At 63.1% G+C, this 17,116-nt stretch carries 13 protein-coding genes; 5 read left to right on the forward strand and 8 right to left on the reverse strand.

Annotated elements, in window-relative coordinates; all coding sequences use genetic code 11:
* The first annotated feature begins 125 nt into the window (after positions 1-125).
* Together A9179_RS06875 and A9179_RS06880 are read left to right on the forward strand one after the other, a co-directional pair.
* Positions 126-563: a hypothetical protein gene (locus tag A9179_RS06875; protein ID WP_187805086.1), complete on the forward strand. Its 438-nt coding sequence runs from the start codon at positions 126-128 to the stop codon at positions 561-563.
* Positions 564-797: 234 nt separating this feature from the next.
* The gene (locus A9179_RS06880; protein ID WP_187805087.1) at positions 798-1,646 is read left to right on the forward strand and encodes a CAP domain-containing protein; all 849 of its coding nucleotides are present in this window, start codon (positions 798-800) and stop codon (positions 1,644-1,646) included.
* Between the two features lie 103 nt (positions 1,647-1,749).
* Here A9179_RS06880 and A9179_RS06885 read toward each other — a convergent pair whose 3' ends face one another.
* The 5 genes from A9179_RS06885 to A9179_RS06905 all read right to left on the reverse strand — a co-directional run bounded on the left by A9179_RS06885 (position 1,750) and on the right by A9179_RS06905 (position 6,398).
* Positions 1,750-3,765, reverse strand: a complete 2,016-nt coding sequence (locus A9179_RS06885) for a peptidase U32 family protein (protein WP_187805088.1) — start codon at positions 3,763-3,765, stop codon at positions 1,750-1,752.
* 173 nt (positions 3,766-3,938) lie between these two features.
* Positions 3,939-4,292 carry a hypothetical protein gene (locus A9179_RS06890; RefSeq protein WP_187805089.1) on the reverse strand — a complete coding sequence of 118 codons (354 nt, stop codon included), beginning with the start codon at positions 4,290-4,292 and terminating at the stop codon, positions 3,939-3,941.
* Between the two features lie 75 nt (positions 4,293-4,367).
* Complete coding sequence (locus tag A9179_RS06895; protein ID WP_187805090.1) at positions 4,368-5,054, reverse strand: GNAT family N-acetyltransferase; 687 nt, start codon at positions 5,052-5,054, stop codon at positions 4,368-4,370.
* A 140-nt stretch (positions 5,055-5,194) separates the two neighbouring features.
* Positions 5,195-5,932, reverse strand: a complete 738-nt coding sequence (locus tag A9179_RS06900) for a substrate-binding periplasmic protein (RefSeq protein ID WP_187808526.1) — start codon at positions 5,930-5,932, stop codon at positions 5,195-5,197.
* A 193-nt stretch (positions 5,933-6,125) separates the two neighbouring features.
* Complete coding sequence (locus A9179_RS06905) at positions 6,126-6,398, reverse strand: DUF4242 domain-containing protein (protein ID WP_187805091.1); 273 nt, start codon at positions 6,396-6,398, stop codon at positions 6,126-6,128.
* Between the two features lie 391 nt (positions 6,399-6,789).
* Here A9179_RS06905 and A9179_RS06910 point away from each other — a divergent pair, with 391 nt between their 5' ends.
* Complete coding sequence (locus tag A9179_RS06910; RefSeq protein ID WP_187805092.1) at positions 6,790-7,227, forward strand: hypothetical protein; 438 nt, start codon at positions 6,790-6,792, stop codon at positions 7,225-7,227.
* Positions 7,228-8,549: 1,322 nt separating this feature from the next.
* Here A9179_RS06910 and A9179_RS06915 read toward each other — a convergent pair.
* The 3 genes from A9179_RS06915 to A9179_RS06925 form a co-directional block, all read right to left on the reverse strand.
* Complete coding sequence (locus A9179_RS06915) at positions 8,550-9,239, reverse strand: hypothetical protein (RefSeq protein ID WP_187805093.1); 690 nt, start codon at positions 9,237-9,239, stop codon at positions 8,550-8,552.
* 115 nt (positions 9,240-9,354) lie between these two features.
* Positions 9,355-10,599: a ribonucleotide-diphosphate reductase subunit beta gene (locus tag A9179_RS06920; protein WP_187808527.1), complete on the reverse strand. Its 1,245-nt coding sequence runs from the start codon at positions 10,597-10,599 to the stop codon at positions 9,355-9,357.
* Positions 10,600-10,967: 368 nt separating this feature from the next.
* A complete protein-coding gene (locus A9179_RS06925; protein ID WP_187805094.1) occupies positions 10,968-13,850 on the reverse strand; it encodes a ribonucleoside-diphosphate reductase subunit alpha in 2,883 nt (960 codons plus the stop codon).
* Between the two features lie 790 nt (positions 13,851-14,640).
* On the opposite strand from A9179_RS06925, the gene A9179_RS06930 reads away from it, so the two are divergent.
* Positions 14,641-15,363 (forward strand): winged helix-turn-helix domain-containing protein, encoded by a 723-nt coding sequence (locus tag A9179_RS06930; RefSeq protein ID WP_187805095.1) that lies wholly within the window; start codon positions 14,641-14,643, stop codon positions 15,361-15,363.
* A complete protein-coding gene (locus tag A9179_RS06935; RefSeq protein ID WP_187805096.1) occupies positions 15,360-16,976 on the forward strand; it encodes an ATP-binding protein in 1,617 nt (538 codons plus the stop codon). Before A9179_RS06930 ends, A9179_RS06935 begins: the two co-directional genes overlap by 4 nt.
* The last annotated feature ends 140 nt before the right edge of the window (positions 16,977-17,116 follow it).

Below are 17,116 nucleotides of genomic sequence, written 5' to 3' on the forward strand. Positions count from 1 at the left end.
ATAAGCTTGCTGGCTATTTGCCACTTTAAGGTCGGTCTGTATAGTCCGCGCGGCAACGGTTGGCCTGGTGTAGGCGCAAGCCTCGTATTAGCCGCCGTTTTTCCTGAGTACTGAATGGACTGAAAATGAGAGCCGAGCATCTACTGGCAGCATCCCTTTGCGCCGCTGTTCTGAGCGGGTGTACCGCCACCACCACAATGTATTCCAGCGATTCGCAGTCGGTCGTCAAGATCAATGAAGATGCGCCTCTGGTATTGAGCAACCCGGTACAGAAAACCTACAAAGCCACCAGCTTTGGCCAGTACCAGTTCGAAGTTACCCAGGCTGGCCGGGAGCCGATGTATGGCCTCGTACCGCTGAAGTTTAATGGTGGTTATCTGACGGCGGATATCCTGTTCTTTGCCCCTGCTCTGTTCTACAACCTGCGTGAGGTGTACCCCCTCTACGAGTTCGACATCGAGCAAGGCGTGGTGCGCTACAAGAAGAACGAACAGGATCAGTGGATGACCTACAAACCAACCGCTGCCGAAGCTGAACGTGCTCGGAACTACTTTCAGCGCTAACCCGGCCTGAAGGCCTGTACGGTGGGGGCCAGGCCGCGGCTCCCATTGTTCTGCCCGCGGCTCTCCAGTTGTATCTCTCCTGCCTCATCGCCAGTCCCTGCCGTTACCTACTCTGCTTAAAGCTGCATGCACGGAGTGAACTGACCCGTGAGTGTGTTCTTGCCATGGCATGTGGCGAGGCGCAAATGCACAGAATCGCGCATCATGGGACGATTCAGATCCAGGGAGGTTTCCATGCGCCGCATTTCATCCGTTCTGCATCTTGTCGCCTTGGCGTTCGTGCTGGGCTGCGCCGGTGTGGCCAGCGCCGCCGATGAGGCGCAGCTGGTCGAGGCGATCAATGCCTACCGCAGCCAGATCCAGCGCTGTGCCGGGCAGGCCTCCGAAGAGCTGCCGCCGCTGCTGGCCGATCCGCGGCTGATTCTGCCGGTGGCCGGGGCGGGCGATCTGCAGTCGGCGTTGGCCCGAGCGGCCTACCCGATGGTCAATGTGCAGGCCATCAGCCTGTCCGGCCCGCGCGATGCGCAGGCGGCCATGCAGGCGCTGCAGGAAAGCTTCTGCCAGGTGGTACTCGACCCGCAGTTCGTCGATATCGGTGTGAGCCGCGTGGATCGCGACTGGCGCATCGTTCTGGCGCGGCCGCTGTTGGGCCGCTTGGGCGACTGGCAGGCGGAAGGGCAGAAGCTGCTGGAACAACTCAATGCGGCACGCGGCCAGGCACGCCAGTGCGGCAGCCAGGCTTTCGCCGCAGCCGCGCCGCTGGCGTGGAACGCCACCCTGGCGACGGCGGCCGAGAGCCACAGCCGGGCCATGGCCAACGCCAATTTCTTCTCCCACCGCGACCGCGATGGCCGCACCCCCGGCGACCGCGCCGAGCTGGCCGGCTACGCGGGCCAGCGCATCGGCGAGAACATCGCTGCCGGCCACGACAGCGCCCGCGCGGTGGTCGACGGCTGGCTGGCCAGCCCGGGGCACTGCGCCAACCTGATGAACCCGCAGTTCAGCGAGCTGGGCGCGGCCTATGCGGTCGACCCGAAGAGCGATGCGGGGATCTACTGGACGGCGCTGTTCGGTGCGCCCTAAGGCTAGCTGACGGGGTTCGTGGCGCGGCGAGTCGCTCCACTGCCAAGCGCCATTTCTGCGCAGGCGGCTGCCGGCGGCCTTTAGCCGCCTGGCAGCCGGGCCGTCAGTGGCTGTAGCCGGTCGGCTTGTTGCGGATGGTCTTGAGCAGGTCTTCCGGGCTGATGCTGGCGACCATCTTGCTCGCCGCCGCGCTGCCCGGTTGTGGCAGGTCGAGGATGTGGCCCTTCATCTTGCCGATGATGTGCATCTCGCAGGGCTTGCAGTCGAACTTCAGGGTCAGAACTTCGTCGCCCTGGATCAGCTGCATCGGCGCGACCTTGGTGCGCACGCCGGTGACGCCCTTGGCCTGCTTGGGGCACAGGTTGAAGGAGAAGCGCAGGCAGTGCTTGGTGATCATCACCGGCACTTCGCCTGGTTCCTCGTGGGCCTCGTAGGCCGCGTCGATCAGTTGCACGCCGTGGCGGTGGTAGAAGTCGCGGGCCTTCTGGTTGTACACGTTGGCCAGGAAGCTCAGGTGCGATTCCGGGTACACCGGCGGTGGCGTGGTTTCGGCCTTGCGCCCGCCGCGTGGGTGGGCGGCCACGCGCGCTTCGGTGAGCGCCTCGATGGCTTCGCGGCGCAGCGCCTTAAGCTGCGAGTTGGGCACGAAGAAGGCTTGCGGGGCGTCCAGGGTCACGTCCAGGGCGTGGTATTCGGTGGTGCCGAGCTGGGTCAGCAGGTCGCGCAGGCCGTCCAGCGCCTGTTCCGGCTTGTTGGCCACACCGAACGGGCCGGGCAGTTCCACCTGGGTGCTGATGCCTTCCTCGCTGGTGGCGGTCAGCTGCAAGCGTTCTTCACGCAGCTCGGCTTTCCAGCTGACGCCGATGCGGCGCTCCGCCGAGGTTTTCAGCAGGGCCTGCTGCCAGTTGTGGTCGAGGTTGCGGCTCAGCGGATGGTTGGGACGCAGGCGGAACAGGCCCTCGGGCATCTCGTTGGGTTCGACGCGGTAGCGGTAGCGCTTCTCGCCGTCTTCCTCGAATTCGTTTTTCAGCTCGGCGATGTTGGCGCGGAAGCCCACCACCTCGCGCTTGACCAGCACGTTGAGGCCGTCGCCGTTGGACAGCGGCTCATGGGTGACGGCGATCAGGTCGCGCTTGTTGACCTTCTCCACATTACCGACGGCCAGGCCGGTGAAGGTCGGCGAGTCGAAGGCGCCGATGTCGACCTTGCGCTCGGTGACGAAGTAGTCGGTGCTGCCACGGTGGAAGGTCTTGTCCGGATCGGGCAGGAAGAAGTGCGCGGTACGGCCGCTGGAGGCGCGGGCCAGATCCGGGCGGTCTTCGAGGATGGCGTCGAGCTCCCTGCGGTAGTGGGCGGTGATGTTCTTCACGTAGCCCATGTCCTTGTAGCGCCCCTCGATCTTGAACGAGCGCACGCCGGCTTCGACCAGGGCGCGCAGGTTGGCGCTCTGGTTGTTGTCCTTCATCGACAGCAGGTGTTTCTCGAAGGCCACCACGCGGCCCTGGTCGTCCTTCAGGGTGTACGGCAGGCGGCAGGCCTGCGAGCAGTCGCCACGGTTGGCGCTGCGCCCGGTCTGCGCGTGGGAGATGTTGCACTGGCCGGAGAAGGCCACGCACAGTGCGCCGTGGATGAAGAACTCGATGGCCGCGTCGGTCTCGGCGGCGATGGCACTGATTTCCTGCAGGTTCAGCTCGCGCGCCAGTACCAGCTGGGAGAAACCGGCCTGGTCGAGGAACTTGGCCCGTTCCAGGGTGCGGATATCGGTCTGGGTGCTGGCATGCAGCTCGATCGGTGGGATATCCAGTTCCATCACCCCCAGATCCTGCACGATCAGCGCGTCGACGCCGGCGTCGTAGAGCTGGTGGATCAGCGCGCGCGCCGGCTCCAGTTCGTCGTCATGCAGGATGGTGTTGATGGTGGTGAAGATGCGTGCGTGGTAGCGATGGGCGAACTTCACCAGCTCGGCGATATCGCTCACCTCGTTGCAGGCATTGTGCCGTGCGCCGAAGCTCGGCCCGCCGATATACACGGCGTCGGCCCCATGCAGGATGGCCTCCCGCGCGATGGCGACGTCGCGGGCAGGGCTGAGCAGTTCCAGATGGTGCTTGGGCAGGGACATGGTGTTTCTTCTTTATCAGGCGTTGCACGGTAAGGCGCGCATTGTAGCGGGGAGCGGAGAGGGTGGCACCCCGAGGTGCCGGATGGCGGCGCCGCTCGGGCCGGATAGTCGTGCAGAAGGCGCCGGGCCGGGCATATCCGCGCCTGCCGACGGCGCGGATACGCTTGCGCGGGTTACTCTTCGGGCAGCTCGTGGCCGTAGCGTTTACCCAGGGCGATCACGTAGTCGGTGTCTTGCGAGCACAGGTCATAGCCGGCCATGTAGGCCTGCATGTCGGCATCCCCCTCGATGGCCTTGCCCTGGCTGTAGATGACTTCGTTGTAGGCCGGCAGCTGATAGTGGCCGAGGAACTCGTTGATCATTTTCTCGCGCTGGCTGTCGCCCTCGTCGTAGCCGCCATCCCAGAACAGCCGGTCGATGCAGCTGATCGCCCCGCGATAGCGGGCCTGGGCTTCGTTGCTGTCGGCGGCGTAGGCGAGCGGGGTCAGGCTGAGGGTGAGTGCCAGTGCGGCAAGGCGCAGGGTCATGAGGAGTCCTTTCTTCAAGTTGGGGGAGTCGGGAGCTTACCCGGGCGAGCCGGGCAGGGGGAGTGCGTTGTCCTTTCAGTGCAGGCGTCGGCGCTCTTCAACCAGTGCTGTGGCCTGCCGGGCCATCTGGTCGAGCAGGTAGTCGCGTTGTTTCTCCGCCTCGCTCATGGCCTTGTTGCCGTGCTGCTTGAGCAGGTAGGCGTGGATCTGCCGGACTTCCTTGGACTGGAAGATCGGCGCCAGATCCTGCACTGCCAGTAGGCCGTCCGAGCCGTGCTGCCAGGTATTCATCAACACCTGCGGCCCGCGCGCGGCCAGCACCTGGAAACCCATGGCCTCGAAGACCGGCACCTTGCCCGCCGCGCAGGCCAGTTCGGCGTGCGGGTGGCGCGCTGTCATCTGCTGCAGCATGGCGCGGGCCATGCCGTGGCGTCGGTGGCTGGCCTGCACGGCCAGGTACACCAGGGTGCAGGCGGCGGGGTCGTCGGTGGTCGGCAGGTACAGGGCAAAGCCCAGCACCACGGCAGGGTCTTCATCATCCAGGGCCAGGATCAGTCGGGCGCGGGTGTCCTGCGCGCCGTCCATGGCCTGCAGGTACAGGTGCACCTCGTAGCCGATCACATACTGGTACAGCTGGTAGAGCGGGTTGCTGGGCGTCAGCGGCGCCGGGCTGATATCGGTGAAGTAGTCGACCACCATCTGCAGCACCTGGCTTTTCAGGGATTCGGGCGGTGGGGTGTCCAGGTGTACGAGGGTGAACATCGGGAAGCTGGCTCCGGGGCGTGCCCGCTGGCAATCGGTATGGGCGGCATTGTACCGCTCGGCGGATTGCCACGTTCAGCCGGTGTGTTCATGTGGCGTGCGCCCTGGGTCAGCCAGTTGCCTTGCTGCGGCGGGGCCGGTCAGTCAGTCGGGGGCTCATAGCGCTGCTGAATGATCTGCATGATGCCCGTGCGGCGCAGCTGGGCCAGGGCGTCCGCCCAGCGCGCGATCAGGGCGTCGTCGCAATCGCGGCTGAAGGCGATGTACAGCGACGACTTGTAGATCTCGACCGGGATTTTCTGCAGCGTCGCGGCGCTAATACCCAGCTGCTGGCTGTAGTAGCGCACCCCCGCATCGGTATCGCCGACGATGATCTCGGTACGCCCGGCGAGCAGCATGCGGTACAGCTGTTCGCTGCTGTTCGCCGAGCGATCCAGGTTCTGGAAGCCGGCAGTCTGCAGCACGTTGGGCACCAGGCCGGCAATGCGGGTGGTGATGCGCCTGGCCTGGCGCAGTTCGGCCAGGGTGGTAACCCGTTGGGGGGCGCTGCGCAGCTGATAGGGGTGGATGGATTCTTCCACTATGGGCCCCACCCATTTGTACAGGGCCTCGCGCTCGGGGGTACGAAACAGCGAGTACATGATGGTTTTGGGGCGCGTCTGCAGCACGTGAACGGTGCGCATGCTGGGCAGCATGATGATTTCGAAATCATCGCCGGCCAGGTGCATGACGGCGCGGACGATATCGGTCGCCATGCCGCGGATCTTGCCCTGCTCGTTGTAGTTGTAGGGTGCCCACTCCTCGGTGACGATCTGATAGGTCTCGGCGCAGGCCAAGGGGGCATGCAGCCAGCCGAACAGCAGCAGGCAGCTGATCAGTGCTCTCACGGTGTCGGCCTACTGGGGTGTCAGGGGGAGGGGAGCGGCTGCTGAGGAGCATAGGAAGTGGCTCCCCGGCGAGCAAGGCTTGCTGAACGTGTGCGCAGTGCCTCGCAGGCTGGCCATGGGCTCAGGGCTGCAGCCCGTATCGCCGGGCTGCAGGTGCTCGGCCCGCAACGCTGTGGCGGATGCGCTACTCGGCTGTCGTCGGGTCGATGGTGGCCTTGACCGCCGACACCCGATCCACCGGGAAACCGCCGCGCTCGGCATGTTCGCGTACCAGCTGTTCGTTGTCGGCGATGTACAGGCAGTACACCTTGTCGTCCGTGACATGGCTGTGCAGCCACTGCACCTTGGGTGCCATGGCGCTCAGCACCGAGCAGGACTTTTGCGAGATGGCTTGCAACTCGGCGGCGCTGAGTTTTCCGGCGCCGGGGATGGTGCGTTCGATCATGTACTTAGGCATGGCAAGAACTCCGTAGCGACCCTGGATGATTCCGCCCCCCATTCAACAGTCTAGCCAGCGGGCCTGGCTGGAGTGGTGCGAGCGGGTGCCGTTGATCGAGAGGTTCGGGCTGTTTGAGTTTGCCAGGAGCATGGGCAAGGGGCGGAAAATGATTCCTTGGTGGAAACTCCGCTCTGTTGCCTCTGTCTGTAATAGCAAGTCGCCAGTTCCGCATGATCGATCCGGCCCGGAAGGCGACCTTACCCTCAGGCCTGATCAGGGAGCCCGCTCCACCACCCGCCCTTCGCCCGCTTTGAACGCAATACCAATCTGACAAGTGCCCGTGCCATCCCTATATGGCGCGAGCCTGATGAGTTGCCTGGATAACGAGACTTTCTCGTAAGGGATTTCCATGAAGCTTAAGGTTGTTCTGCTGGGTGTGATTCTATCTTCTGCTCCGCTGTACCAAGCTGTTGCCGACAGTTGCAGCGCCAATATCTTTGGTGGCTACGATTGCCGTTACGACGACGGCACGACGTCAACCAGTCATTCCAATATCTTTGGTGGGCTGGATACCCGCTATAGCGATGGGCGAACTTCCAGTAGCCAGGCGAATATCCATGGTGGCTATGACACCCGCTACAGTGACGGCACCCATTCGAGCAGTCAGGCCAATATCTTTGGTGGGCAGGATACTCGCTATAGCGATGGCCGAAGCTCCAGTAGCCAAGCCAATATATTCGAGGGGCAGGACACCAAATATAGCGAAGGTGGTAGTTCCAGTAGTCGTTCGAATATCCAGGGTGGGCAGGATACTAACTATCAGGATTATGATGGGCCGCGTTGGTAATTGGGTGGTTGTGCAGGTAAGTGCTTTGGAGGCGGACTGCACATTCTGTTAGCTGATGGCTCTCACGTTTTGCGTGGGGGCCATTTGTTTTTTGTGGTGCCGCTGCTGTTTATCTAGTGGTCTGACGCTTCTGTTCCGCCCTGCTGGGCGGGTTCCTTTTGGCAATCGCCCCAAAAGGAACCAAAAGGGCTTGCCCCTGCATCCGGGTCTGGCTTCGCCAGACTTCCCTCACTCCATCATTGCTCCAGGGGCCCGCGCCGAAGGGCCATCCCTGGCCCATCGGCGCTCTCGCGACATCCATGTCGCTCAACCCCTTACGCAACGATTCCGCTCGGCCTGCTGAAAGGGGCGATTGGTGCTGCCTGAAGGTTGGCGCTTGAGGCCTTAACCTTGCGCCGTTCTGCTGTATCACTGGATCCCCGCCTGCGCGGGGATGACGGAAGTGGGAGCACGACTTTTCCTTTTCACCTCGTCATTCCCGCGAAGGCGGGAATCCAGATACGGCCCTTCAAGCAACACGGAGCCCGAGTCCCTGTCAGGAGGCCGAGCGTAGGTGTTGCGCAGGGGGACGAGCCGCATGGATGCGGCGAGGGCGGAGGCGATGGTTCCTTTTGTTTCGTGCCGCTGCTGATTTTTGTGCTGGTTGCGGCAGTGGTTCCGCCCTGCTGGGCGGGTTCCTTTTGGCAGTCGCCCCAAAAGGAACCAAAAGGGCTTGCCCCTGCATCTGGGTCTGGCTTCGCCAGACTTCCCTCACTCCATCATTGCTCCAGGGGCCCGCGCCGAAGGGCCATCCCTGGCCCATCGGCGCTCTCGCGACATCCATGTCGCTCAACCCCTTATGCAACGATTCCGCTCGGCCTGCTGAAAGGGGCGATTGGTGCTGCCTGAAGGTTGGCGGCTGGGTCACAACCTTGCGCCGCTCTGCTGTATCACTGGATCCCCGCCTGCGCGGGGATGACGGAAGTGGGGGCACGACTTTTCCTTTTCACCTCGTCATTCCCGCGAAGGCGGGAATCCAGATACGGCCCTTCAAGCAACACGGAGCCCGAGTCCCTGTCAGGAGGCCGAGCGTAGGTGTTGCGTAGGGGGACGAGCCGCATGGATGCGGCGAGAGGCGTAAAGGGGCAGGGACGCCCCTTGTACGCCGGCCCCCGGAGCAACACCGGAGGGAGGGAAGTCTGGCCGCAGGCCAGACCCGGATGTCAGGGGGCCCTTCTCTTTGGTTACTTTCTCTTGGGCAAACAAGAGAAAGTGACTCGCCGTAAGGGCGAAATGGGGGATTCAGTTAGAGAAGTGGCAAAGAGAAATGCTGCACACACTAGCTACTCTTGGTGGTGTTCAAGAAGTGGAGGCTTTGTTCCACTTGGGAGTTCCTCCGTTCTTGATTGAGTTTGCCAGATTATGTCTGTAATTTCTCTAACTCTATCGACGATGGGTTTGGCGTTATTTCCGATCTTTGCCAAAACTACGCTAGCATCTCCAACTAGCCCCCAAAAGCGATCTAGGTCAGATATCTTTTTGTGTAATTCAGACTGCAGGGACTCAAGCCTACTAAGTAGTCTCTGTCTGTGTCCTTGTTCAAGTTCGCCGCAGGAGGCTACTAGATCACGCAGTTGGTTGATTAGGGATTGAACCCTTTCTAAGTCGCCCTGTGAGAACTCATAGCAAAAAGAGTTCTGCAGTGTGATCTTAATTTGGGAGCGAAGCTTTTTGAAGCGAGCAATTGACGACTCTTTAGAGCACTGGCTTTCGACTACCTCAAGGATCTTGAATATCTCGGGGCAGTCCTGATCTTTGTCACCTGAGTATTCAAAATATGGAACATCAATTGTGATCTTCTTTGTTTCTAGCGCTTCAATGAGTACCGCATAGAACTCTGTGAGTGCTTGGTAATCTTGTTCTTCCCATGAGGGGTGGTCGCGTAGCTGAGCTCTTGTTTCAGCGCAGGCCTGCATTAATGCGTCTATGGAGCCATCTCTTATTTGTTCGATGAGATTTTCTGGAAGATTCATTTTTCGCTCCAAAAAAAGCCCCGCACTAGGCGGGGCTCTTAGTTTCTCTCGCTACCCCGAACATCCATTCTCGGTAAAGCGCTTCTAATCTGTCCTAACGGTCTAGACCCAGGAATCAATCCCAGCTCAACGCACCACCAGTCTGATACTCGATCACACGAGTCTCGAAGAAGTTCTTCTCCTTCTTCAGATCCATGATCTCGCTCATCCACGGGAACGGGTTGGTCGCGCCCGGGTATTCCTCTTTCAGGCCGATCTGGGTCAGGCGACGGTTGGCGATGAACTTGAGGTAGTCCTCCATCATCGCCGCGTTCATGCCCAGCACGCCGCGCGGCATGGTGTCACGCGCGTATTCGATCTCCAGCTGAGTGCCCTGCAGGATCATCTGGGTCGCTTCGTCCTTCATCGCGGCGTCCCACAGGTGCGGGTTCTCGATCTTGATCTGGTTGATCACGTCGATGCCGAAGTTCAGGTGCATGGATTCGTCGCGCAGGATGTACTGGAACTGCTCGGCGGTGCCGGTCATCTTGTTGCGGCGGCCCATGGAGAGGATCTGGGTGAAGCCGCAGTAGAAGAAGATGCCTTCCAGAACGCAGTAGTAGGCGATCAGGTTGCGCAGGAACTGGCGGTCGGTCTCCGGGGTGCCGGTCTTGAATTCCGGGTCGGAGATCGAGCGGGTGTACTTCAGGCCCCAGGAGGCTTTCTTCGCGACCGAAGGAATCTCGTGGTACATGTTGAAGATCTCGCCTTCATCCATGCCCAGCGACTCGATGCAGTACTGGTAGGCGTGGGTGTGGATCGCTTCCTCGAAGGCCTGGCGCAGGATGTACTGGCGGCACTCGGGGTTGGTGATCAGGCGGTACACGGCCAGTACCAGGTTGTTGGCAACCAGGCTGTCGGCGGTGGAGAAGAAGCCGAGGTTGCGCATGACGATGCGGCGCTCGTCTTCGGACAGGCCGTCCTTGCTCTTCCACAGAGCAATGTCGGCGTTCATGTTCACTTCCTGCGGCATCCAGTGGTTGGCGCAACCATCCAGATACTTCTGCCAGGCCCAGTCGTACTTGAAGGGTACGAGCTGGTTGAGGTCGGCGCGGGCGTTGATCATCTGCTTGTCGCCGACGTGAACGCGGGCATCGGAGCCTTCCAGCTCGGCGAGGCCTTCCTGGATGTCCAGATCGTTCAGGGCCTTCTTGGCGCGGGCGACGGCGTCGGAGTCGTCGGCCGATACGGCGCGGGCTTCTTCCACGGAGCCGGCGGCTTCGTTGTCGAGCTTGTCGATGGCGGCGCCGACTACCGGGGCAGCGGGTTTGGCGGCCGCTTCGGCGGTGTCTTCCTTATCGAATTCGTCCCAGCTGAGCATGGTGGTCTCCTGCTTGGTCATCAGGCCGACTTATTGTGGCCTGGATGGATATCCAGTGATTCTGATTATGTTCCGTTGCGATCTGCACGCAAGGGTCAAACAGTGCCACCCGTCGGTGGCGCCCAGGCCTGCATTGGCGGGCGAGGGGAGTGATCGTGGGGCGGGTTTCCCTCACCCCTGGCCCCTCTCCCGGGGGAGAGGGGAAACCAGCGATCTGCGTTTGCTTGGCAACTCGGTGCGAGCACGAAGCTGAGCGAGTGAGCGCTAGGCGCCTGGCTGGCCCGAGCCCCTGAGCGTGCTAGTGCACGTGATGGGGGCGGGCCTGCCGGGCAACAACGCGGGCGCCGCTCAGCTTCGCGCGACGTCCCTTACTGACAAGCTTCGCAGTCTGGGTTGTCGATGGAGCAGGCTTTGGGAACCGGAGCCGGGCCGGCCGGGGCGGCGAAGCTGCCCTCGTCGATCGCACCACTGGACACGGCGTTGAGCTTGCCGGTGTTGATGGTGGATTTCTCGGTGCTGGTGGCGGCCAGGGCACGGAGGTAGTAGGTGGTTTTCAGACCACGGTACCAGGCCATGCGGTAGGTCACGTCCAGCTTCTTGCCCGAGGCGCCGGCGATGTACAGGTTCAGCGACTGAGCCTGGTCGATCCACTTCTGGCGACGGCTGGCGGCGTCGACGATCCACTTGGTTTCCACTTCGAAGGCGGTGGCGTAGAGGTCTTTCAGATCCTGCGGGATGCGCTCGATCTGCTGCACGGAACCGTCGTAGTACTTCAGGTCGTTGACCATGACGCTGTCCCACAGGCCGCGGTTCTTCAGGTCGCGTACCAGGTAGGGGTTGATCACGGTGAATTCGCCGGAGAGGTTCGATTTCACGTACAGGTTCTGGTAGGTCGGTTCGATCGACTGCGACACGCCAATGATGTTGGAGATGGTCGCGGTCGGCGCGATGGCCATGATGTTGGAGTTACGGATGCCTTTCTTCACGCGCTCGCGGATCGGGGCCCAGTCCAGCGACTCGGACAGGTCGACGTCGATGTACTTCTGGCCACGGGCCTCGATCAGGATCTGCTGGGAGTCCAGCGGCAGGATGCCCTTGGACCACAGCGAGCCTTCGAAGGTGGAGTAGCTGCCGCGCTCGTCGGCCAGGTCACAGGAGGCCTGGATCGCGTAGTAGCTGATCGCTTCCATGGACTTGTCGGCGAACTCGATGGCCGCGTCGGAGCCGTAGGCGATGTGCTGCAGGTACAGGGCGTCCTGGAAGCCCATCAGGCCGAGGCCGACCGGACGGTGCTTGAGGTTGGAGTTGCGCGCCTGCGGTACCGAGTAGTAGTTGATGTCGATGACGTTATCGAGCATGCGCACGGCGGTCTTCACGGTGCGGCCGAGCTTCTCGACGTCCAGCTTGCCGTCGACGATGTGGTTGACCATGTTGATCGAGCCCAGGTTGCAGACTGCGATCTCGTCCTTGTTGGTGTTCAGGGTGATCTCGGTGCACAGGTTCGAGCTGTGTACCACGCCCACGTGCTGCTGCGGGCTGCGCAGGTTGCACGGATCCTTGAAGGTCAGCCACGGGTGGCCGGTTTCGAACAGCATGGACAGCATCTTGCGCCACAGGTCTTTGGCGGCGATGGTCTTGAACACCTTGATCTTGCCGTAGCCAGCCAGGGCTTCGTAGTACTCGTAGCGCTCTTCGAAGGCTTTGCCGGTCAGGTCGTGCAGATCCGGTACTTCGGACGGGCTGAACAGGGTCCACTGGCCGTCGTCGAACACGCGCTTCATGAACAGATCCGGAATCCAGTTCGCGGTGTTCATGTCGTGGGTGCGGCGGCGGTCGTCACCGGTGTTCTTGCGCAGTTCGAGGAATTCCTCGATGTCCAGGTGCCAGGTTTCCAGGTAGGCGCACACGGCGCCCTTGCGCTTGCCACCCTGGTTGACGGCCACGGCGGTGTCGTTGACCACTTTCAGGAAGGGCACGACGCCCTGGGATTTGCCGTTGGTGCCCTTGATGTAGGAGCCCAGTGCGCGCACCGGAGTCCAGTCGTTGCCCAGGCCGCCGGCGAATTTCGACAGCATGGCGTTGTCGTGGATGGCCTGGTAGATGCCCGACAGGTCGTCCGGCACGGTGGTCAGGTAGCACGAGGACAGCTGCGGACGCAGGGTGCCGGCGTTGAACAGGGTCGGGGTCGACGCCATGTAGTCGAAGGACGACAGCAGGTTGTAGAACTCGATGGCGCGCTCTTCCTTCTGCGGCTCTTCGATGGCCAGGCCCATGGCCACGCGCATGAAGAACACTTGCGGCAGTTCGAAGCGGATGCCGTCCTTGTGGATGAAGTAGCGGTCGTACAGGGTCTGCAGGCCCAGGTAGGTGAACTGCTGGTCGCGCTCGTGGTTGATCGCGGCGCCCAGCTTGGCCAGGTCGTAGCCCTTCAGCTTGGCGTCGATCAGCTCGAACTCGGAGCCTTTCTCCACGTACGCCGGCAGGGCCTTGGCGTAGAGGTCGGCCATCTCGTGGTGGGTGGCGCTGTCGGCGATGCCGAGGAAGCCCAGGGCCTCGGCGCGGATGTTGTCCATCAGCAGGCGGGCGGTGACGTAGGAATAGTTCGGCTCGCGCTCGACCAGGGTACGGGCGGTCATTACCAGGGCGGTGTTGACGTCCTTCTCGGCCACGCCGTCGTACAGGTTCTTCAGGGTCTCGGCTTCGATCAGCGCGCCGTCGACTTCGGCCAGGCCTTCGCAGGCTTCGCGGATGATGGTCTGCAGGCGGCCCATGTCCAGCGGCTGCACGCTGCCGTCGGCCTTGGTCACGCGGATGCTCGGGTGCGGCACGGCGACGTCGTCGGCGCTGGCGTTCTTGCGCTTGGCGGCCTGGGATTCGCGGTAGATCACGTAGTCGCGGGCGACCTTCTGCTCGCCGGCGCGCATCAGCGACAGCTCGACCTGATCCTGGATCTCTTCGATGTGGATGGTGCCGCCGGAGGGCATGCGGCGCTTGAAGGTGGCGGTGACCTGCTCGGTCAGGCGCGCGACGGTCTCATGGATACGCGACGAGGCGGCGGCGGTGCCGCCTTCAACAGCGAGAAAGGCCTTGGTGATGGCCACGGTGATCTTGTCGTCGGTGTACGGCACCACGGTGCCGTTACGCTTGATCACGCGCAGTTGGCCCGGCGCGGTGGCAGCCAGATCCTGACTGGATTCGGCAGCCTGCGGCGCCACGGCCTGCGGGTTCTCGCGAGTTGTGTCGGTGTGCATGGAGGTCTCCGTGTTTTTCTTAATTTGAGTTGGGCGCTTGAACTGTGGATCGCAGCGCCGTACCGCCGTTCATTCCATTTCAACAACGCCCTGCGGCCAGCCATGAGGCCGGGCGCAGGGGACTTGCAAATCTGGCAGGGAAGGTACGACCAAGCGCCTTCCTGGCTCTTCAAGTCTTGTGCCGGGGGTTAAGCCGGCACCACTAAATGTTGTGGTGCGCCTCGCGGGCTTGTGCACCTGGGGCAAGACACCCTCGCTCTACTGGCGGTACAGGGTCTTGCTCTGAATCAGTGGAACTCAAGCGCCCTCTGGGGGCTTTTCCTGCACTTTTTCAGTTCAACGGGTGGACTGTTTTAGGGCAAGTGTGCTTGTGTGTTCTGCTTTGCGAAAACCCAATATGTAGGTGTTTGCCGCGCTGGGGATACAAGATAGTGCGGTGCTTGGGCGAAGGCAAGCCAAGAAGTTTGCCCAGCCTGTGGATAAATCTGTGGGTTACTTTTGGGTAACTTTCGCCAAGCCCCGCGCTTGCTGGGATCAGCCGCGCCGAGCCGCCTGTCGTGTCCGTTTGGGCTTTTTTCCTGCTTCAGAACGCGACTTTTCAGTCAATCGGGCAAACACAATATGTAGGGTTTTTCTTGCTGCGCGGGCGGCGCTTGGCGGGCATCCTGATGGGGCGCGTCAGCGTGCGCGGCGGGTATGGCCATAGCGGTTCGCCATAGCGCTTTTGCCCGGGTGGCGTTGCTACAATGCCGGCCTGTCTGGCAGTCGTAACTGGTTCTAGGGAGGGCGTGTGGAGCAAGAAGCCTGGCAAATCCTGATCGTCGAGGACGACCAGCGCCTGGCCGAGTTGACCCGGGAATACCTGGAGGGCAACGGCCTGAAAGTGGCGATCGAATCCGATGGCGCCAGTGCGGCGGCGCGCATCCTGCGCGATCAGCCGGATCTGGTGGTGCTCGACCTGATGCTGCCTGGCGAGGATGGCCTGTCCATCTGCCGCAAGGTGCGCGGCCGCTACGACGGCCCGATCCTGATGCTCACCGCGCGTACCGACGATATGGACGAGGTGCTCGGCCTGGAAATGGGCGCCGACGACTATGTGTGCAAGCCGGTGCGCCCGCGCGTGCTACTGGCGCGCATCCGCGCCCTGCTGCGGCGCAGCGAGGGCGCCACCGAGGTGGTGGCGGAAAACCAGCGGCGCCTGCAGTTTGGCGCCCTGGTGATCGACAGCGCGATGCGCGAGGCCTGGCTGCGTGGCCAGGGCATCGAGCTGACCAGTGCCGAGTTCGACCTGCTCTGGCTGCTGGCGGCCAATGCCGGGCGCATCCTCTCCCGTGAGGAAATCTTCACTGCCCTGCGCGGCATCGAATACGACGGCCAGGATCGCTCCATCGACGTGCGCATCTCGCGCATCCGGCCGAAGATCGGCGACGACCCCGAGCACCCGCGGCTGATCAAGACCGTGCGCAGCAAAGGCTACCTGTTCGTCGCCGAGGCGGCGCAAGCCCTGCAATGAACTCGATCTTCCTGCGCATCTATGGCGGCATCATCGCCGCCCTGGTGCTGGTGGCGCTGCTCGGCGTTGGCGCCCTGCAGCTGACCAACGATGTGCGCAGCGACCAGTACCGCGAGCAGCTGGCGCGCGGCACCTTCCGCCTGATGGCGGACAACCTGCAGCGCATGGAAACGGTCGACCGGCGCCGCGCGCTGGTGACCTGGAGCCGTCTGCTGGGGGTGCCGCTGTCGCTCGCGCCGCTGGCCGGCGAGCCGCTGGATGGCCGCGCCCGCGCTCGCCTGCGCCGCGGCCAGGTGCTGGTGGAACAGACCGGGCCGCATGCGGCGAAGGTCTACAGCCTGGTCGACGGTCACGAGCAGCTGGTGCTGACGGCCGAGGTGGAGCAGGTCAGCGAGCAACTGGCGCGGGCCACCGTGTACCTGCTGATGGACGAGCTGGTGCGCTACCCGATAGTCGAGCAGCCGCGGCGCCTGGCCGAGCTCAAGCTGGCCAAGCAGTTCGGTTTCGAGCTGCGCCTGGTGACCCTGGAAAAAGTCGATCTGGACGAGGATCAGCGGCGCCGGGTGGACGAGGGCGACACCGTGCTGGCGCTGGGCAAGGAGGGCGAGTCGATCCGCGTGATCGCCGGCATGGTCAACACGCCCTGGGTACTGGAAGTCGGCCCGATCTACCAGATGAATCCCTATCCCACCGAGCTGCTGGTGCTGATCGGTGTGCTCGGCCTGAGCCTCACCGGGCTGATCCTCTATCTGCTGGTACGTCGTCTGGAGCGGCGCCTGCTCGGCCTGGAGGGGGCCGCCTCGCGCCTGGCTCTCGGCCAGCTGGACGCCCGCGCGCCGACCCAGGGTGCCGACTCGGTAGGGCGCCTGGCCGCCACCTTCAATGCCATGGCCGAGCAACTGCAGCGCCTGCTCAACGTGCAGCGCGAGATGGTGCGCGCGGTGTCCCACGAGCTGCGCACGCCGGTGGCGCGCCTGCGCTTCGGCCTGGAGATGATCGGCGATGCGCCGAGCGCCGAGGCGCGGCGCAAGTACATGGACGGTATGGACGGCGATATCCAGGAGCTGGACAAGCTGGTCGACGAGATGCTGGTCTACGCGCGCCTGGAGCAGGGCTCGCCGGAGCTCAACTACCAGCGCATCGAGCTCGGCGCACTGATCGACCAGGTGATCGCCGAGCTGGCGCCGCTGCGCGCCGATGTGCGGGTCGAGCGCGGCCCGTCGCAGGATGCCCCGGACGGGGCGCTGCTGGTCGAGGCCGAGCCGCGCTACCTGCACCGCGCCCTGCAGAATCTCCTGAGCAACGCCCTGCGCCATGCCGACTCGCAGGTGCGCCTGAGCTACCGCATCGGCCACAAGCGCTGCCGGGTGGATGTCGAGGACGACGGCCCGGGTGTGCCGGAGGATGCCTGGGAGCGGGTGTTCACCCCCTTCCTGCGCCTGGATGACAGCCGCACCCGCGCTTCCGGCGGGCATGGCCTGGGCCTGTCCATCGTGCGGCGGATCATCTACTGGCATGCCGGGCGCGCCCATGTCGGGCGTAGCGTCGCGCTTGGCGGGGCGCGCTTCAGCCTGGTCTGGCCGCGCCAGCAGGCGGGCGACAAACCGCTCTAGCAGGCGCTGTTCACGACCGGACTAGCGGCGGGTGGCGCAGGCGAGTCACTACCGTTCGGCGCCCTTCATCAAACTGTCACCGAACTGTGGCAGCGCGCTGGTACGAACATCCGCAGACTCGCGTTCCACTGGGGTTCTGC

This window comes from Pseudomonas alcaligenes, from assembly GCF_014490745.1.
Taxonomy (GTDB): Bacteria; Pseudomonadota; Gammaproteobacteria; order Pseudomonadales; family Pseudomonadaceae; genus Aquipseudomonas; species Aquipseudomonas alcaligenes_C.

Excerpts from the sequence above, each read along its gene's own strand:
- A9179_RS06925 (WP_187805094.1), bottom strand. The coding sequence starts at position 13,850 with ATGCACACCGACACAACTCGCGAGAACCCGCAGGCCGTGGCGCCGCAG.
- A9179_RS06890 (WP_187805089.1), bottom strand. The coding sequence starts at position 4,292 with ATGACCCTGCGCCTTGCCGCACTGGCACTCACCCTCAGCCTGACCCCG.
- A9179_RS06880 (WP_187805087.1), top strand. The coding sequence starts at position 798 with ATGCGCCGCATTTCATCCGTTCTGCATCTTGTCGCCTTGGCGTTCGTG.
- A9179_RS06885 (WP_187805088.1), bottom strand. The coding sequence starts at position 3,765 with ATGTCCCTGCCCAAGCACCATCTGGAACTGCTCAGCCCTGCCCGCGAC.
- A9179_RS06905 (WP_187805091.1), bottom strand. The coding sequence starts at position 6,398 with ATGCCTAAGTACATGATCGAACGCACCATCCCCGGCGCCGGAAAACTC.
- A9179_RS06895 (WP_187805090.1), bottom strand. The coding sequence starts at position 5,054 with ATGTTCACCCTCGTACACCTGGACACCCCACCGCCCGAATCCCTGAAA.
- A9179_RS06935 (WP_187805096.1), top strand. The coding sequence starts at position 15,360 with ATGAACTCGATCTTCCTGCGCATCTATGGCGGCATCATCGCCGCCCTG.
- A9179_RS06915 (WP_187805093.1), bottom strand. The coding sequence starts at position 9,239 with ATGAATCTTCCAGAAAATCTCATCGAACAAATAAGAGATGGCTCCATA.
- A9179_RS06875 (WP_187805086.1), top strand. The coding sequence starts at position 126 with ATGAGAGCCGAGCATCTACTGGCAGCATCCCTTTGCGCCGCTGTTCTG.
- A9179_RS06910 (WP_187805092.1), top strand. The coding sequence starts at position 6,790 with ATGAAGCTTAAGGTTGTTCTGCTGGGTGTGATTCTATCTTCTGCTCCG.
- A9179_RS06920 (WP_187808527.1), bottom strand. The coding sequence starts at position 10,599 with ATGCTCAGCTGGGACGAATTCGATAAGGAAGACACCGCCGAAGCGGCC.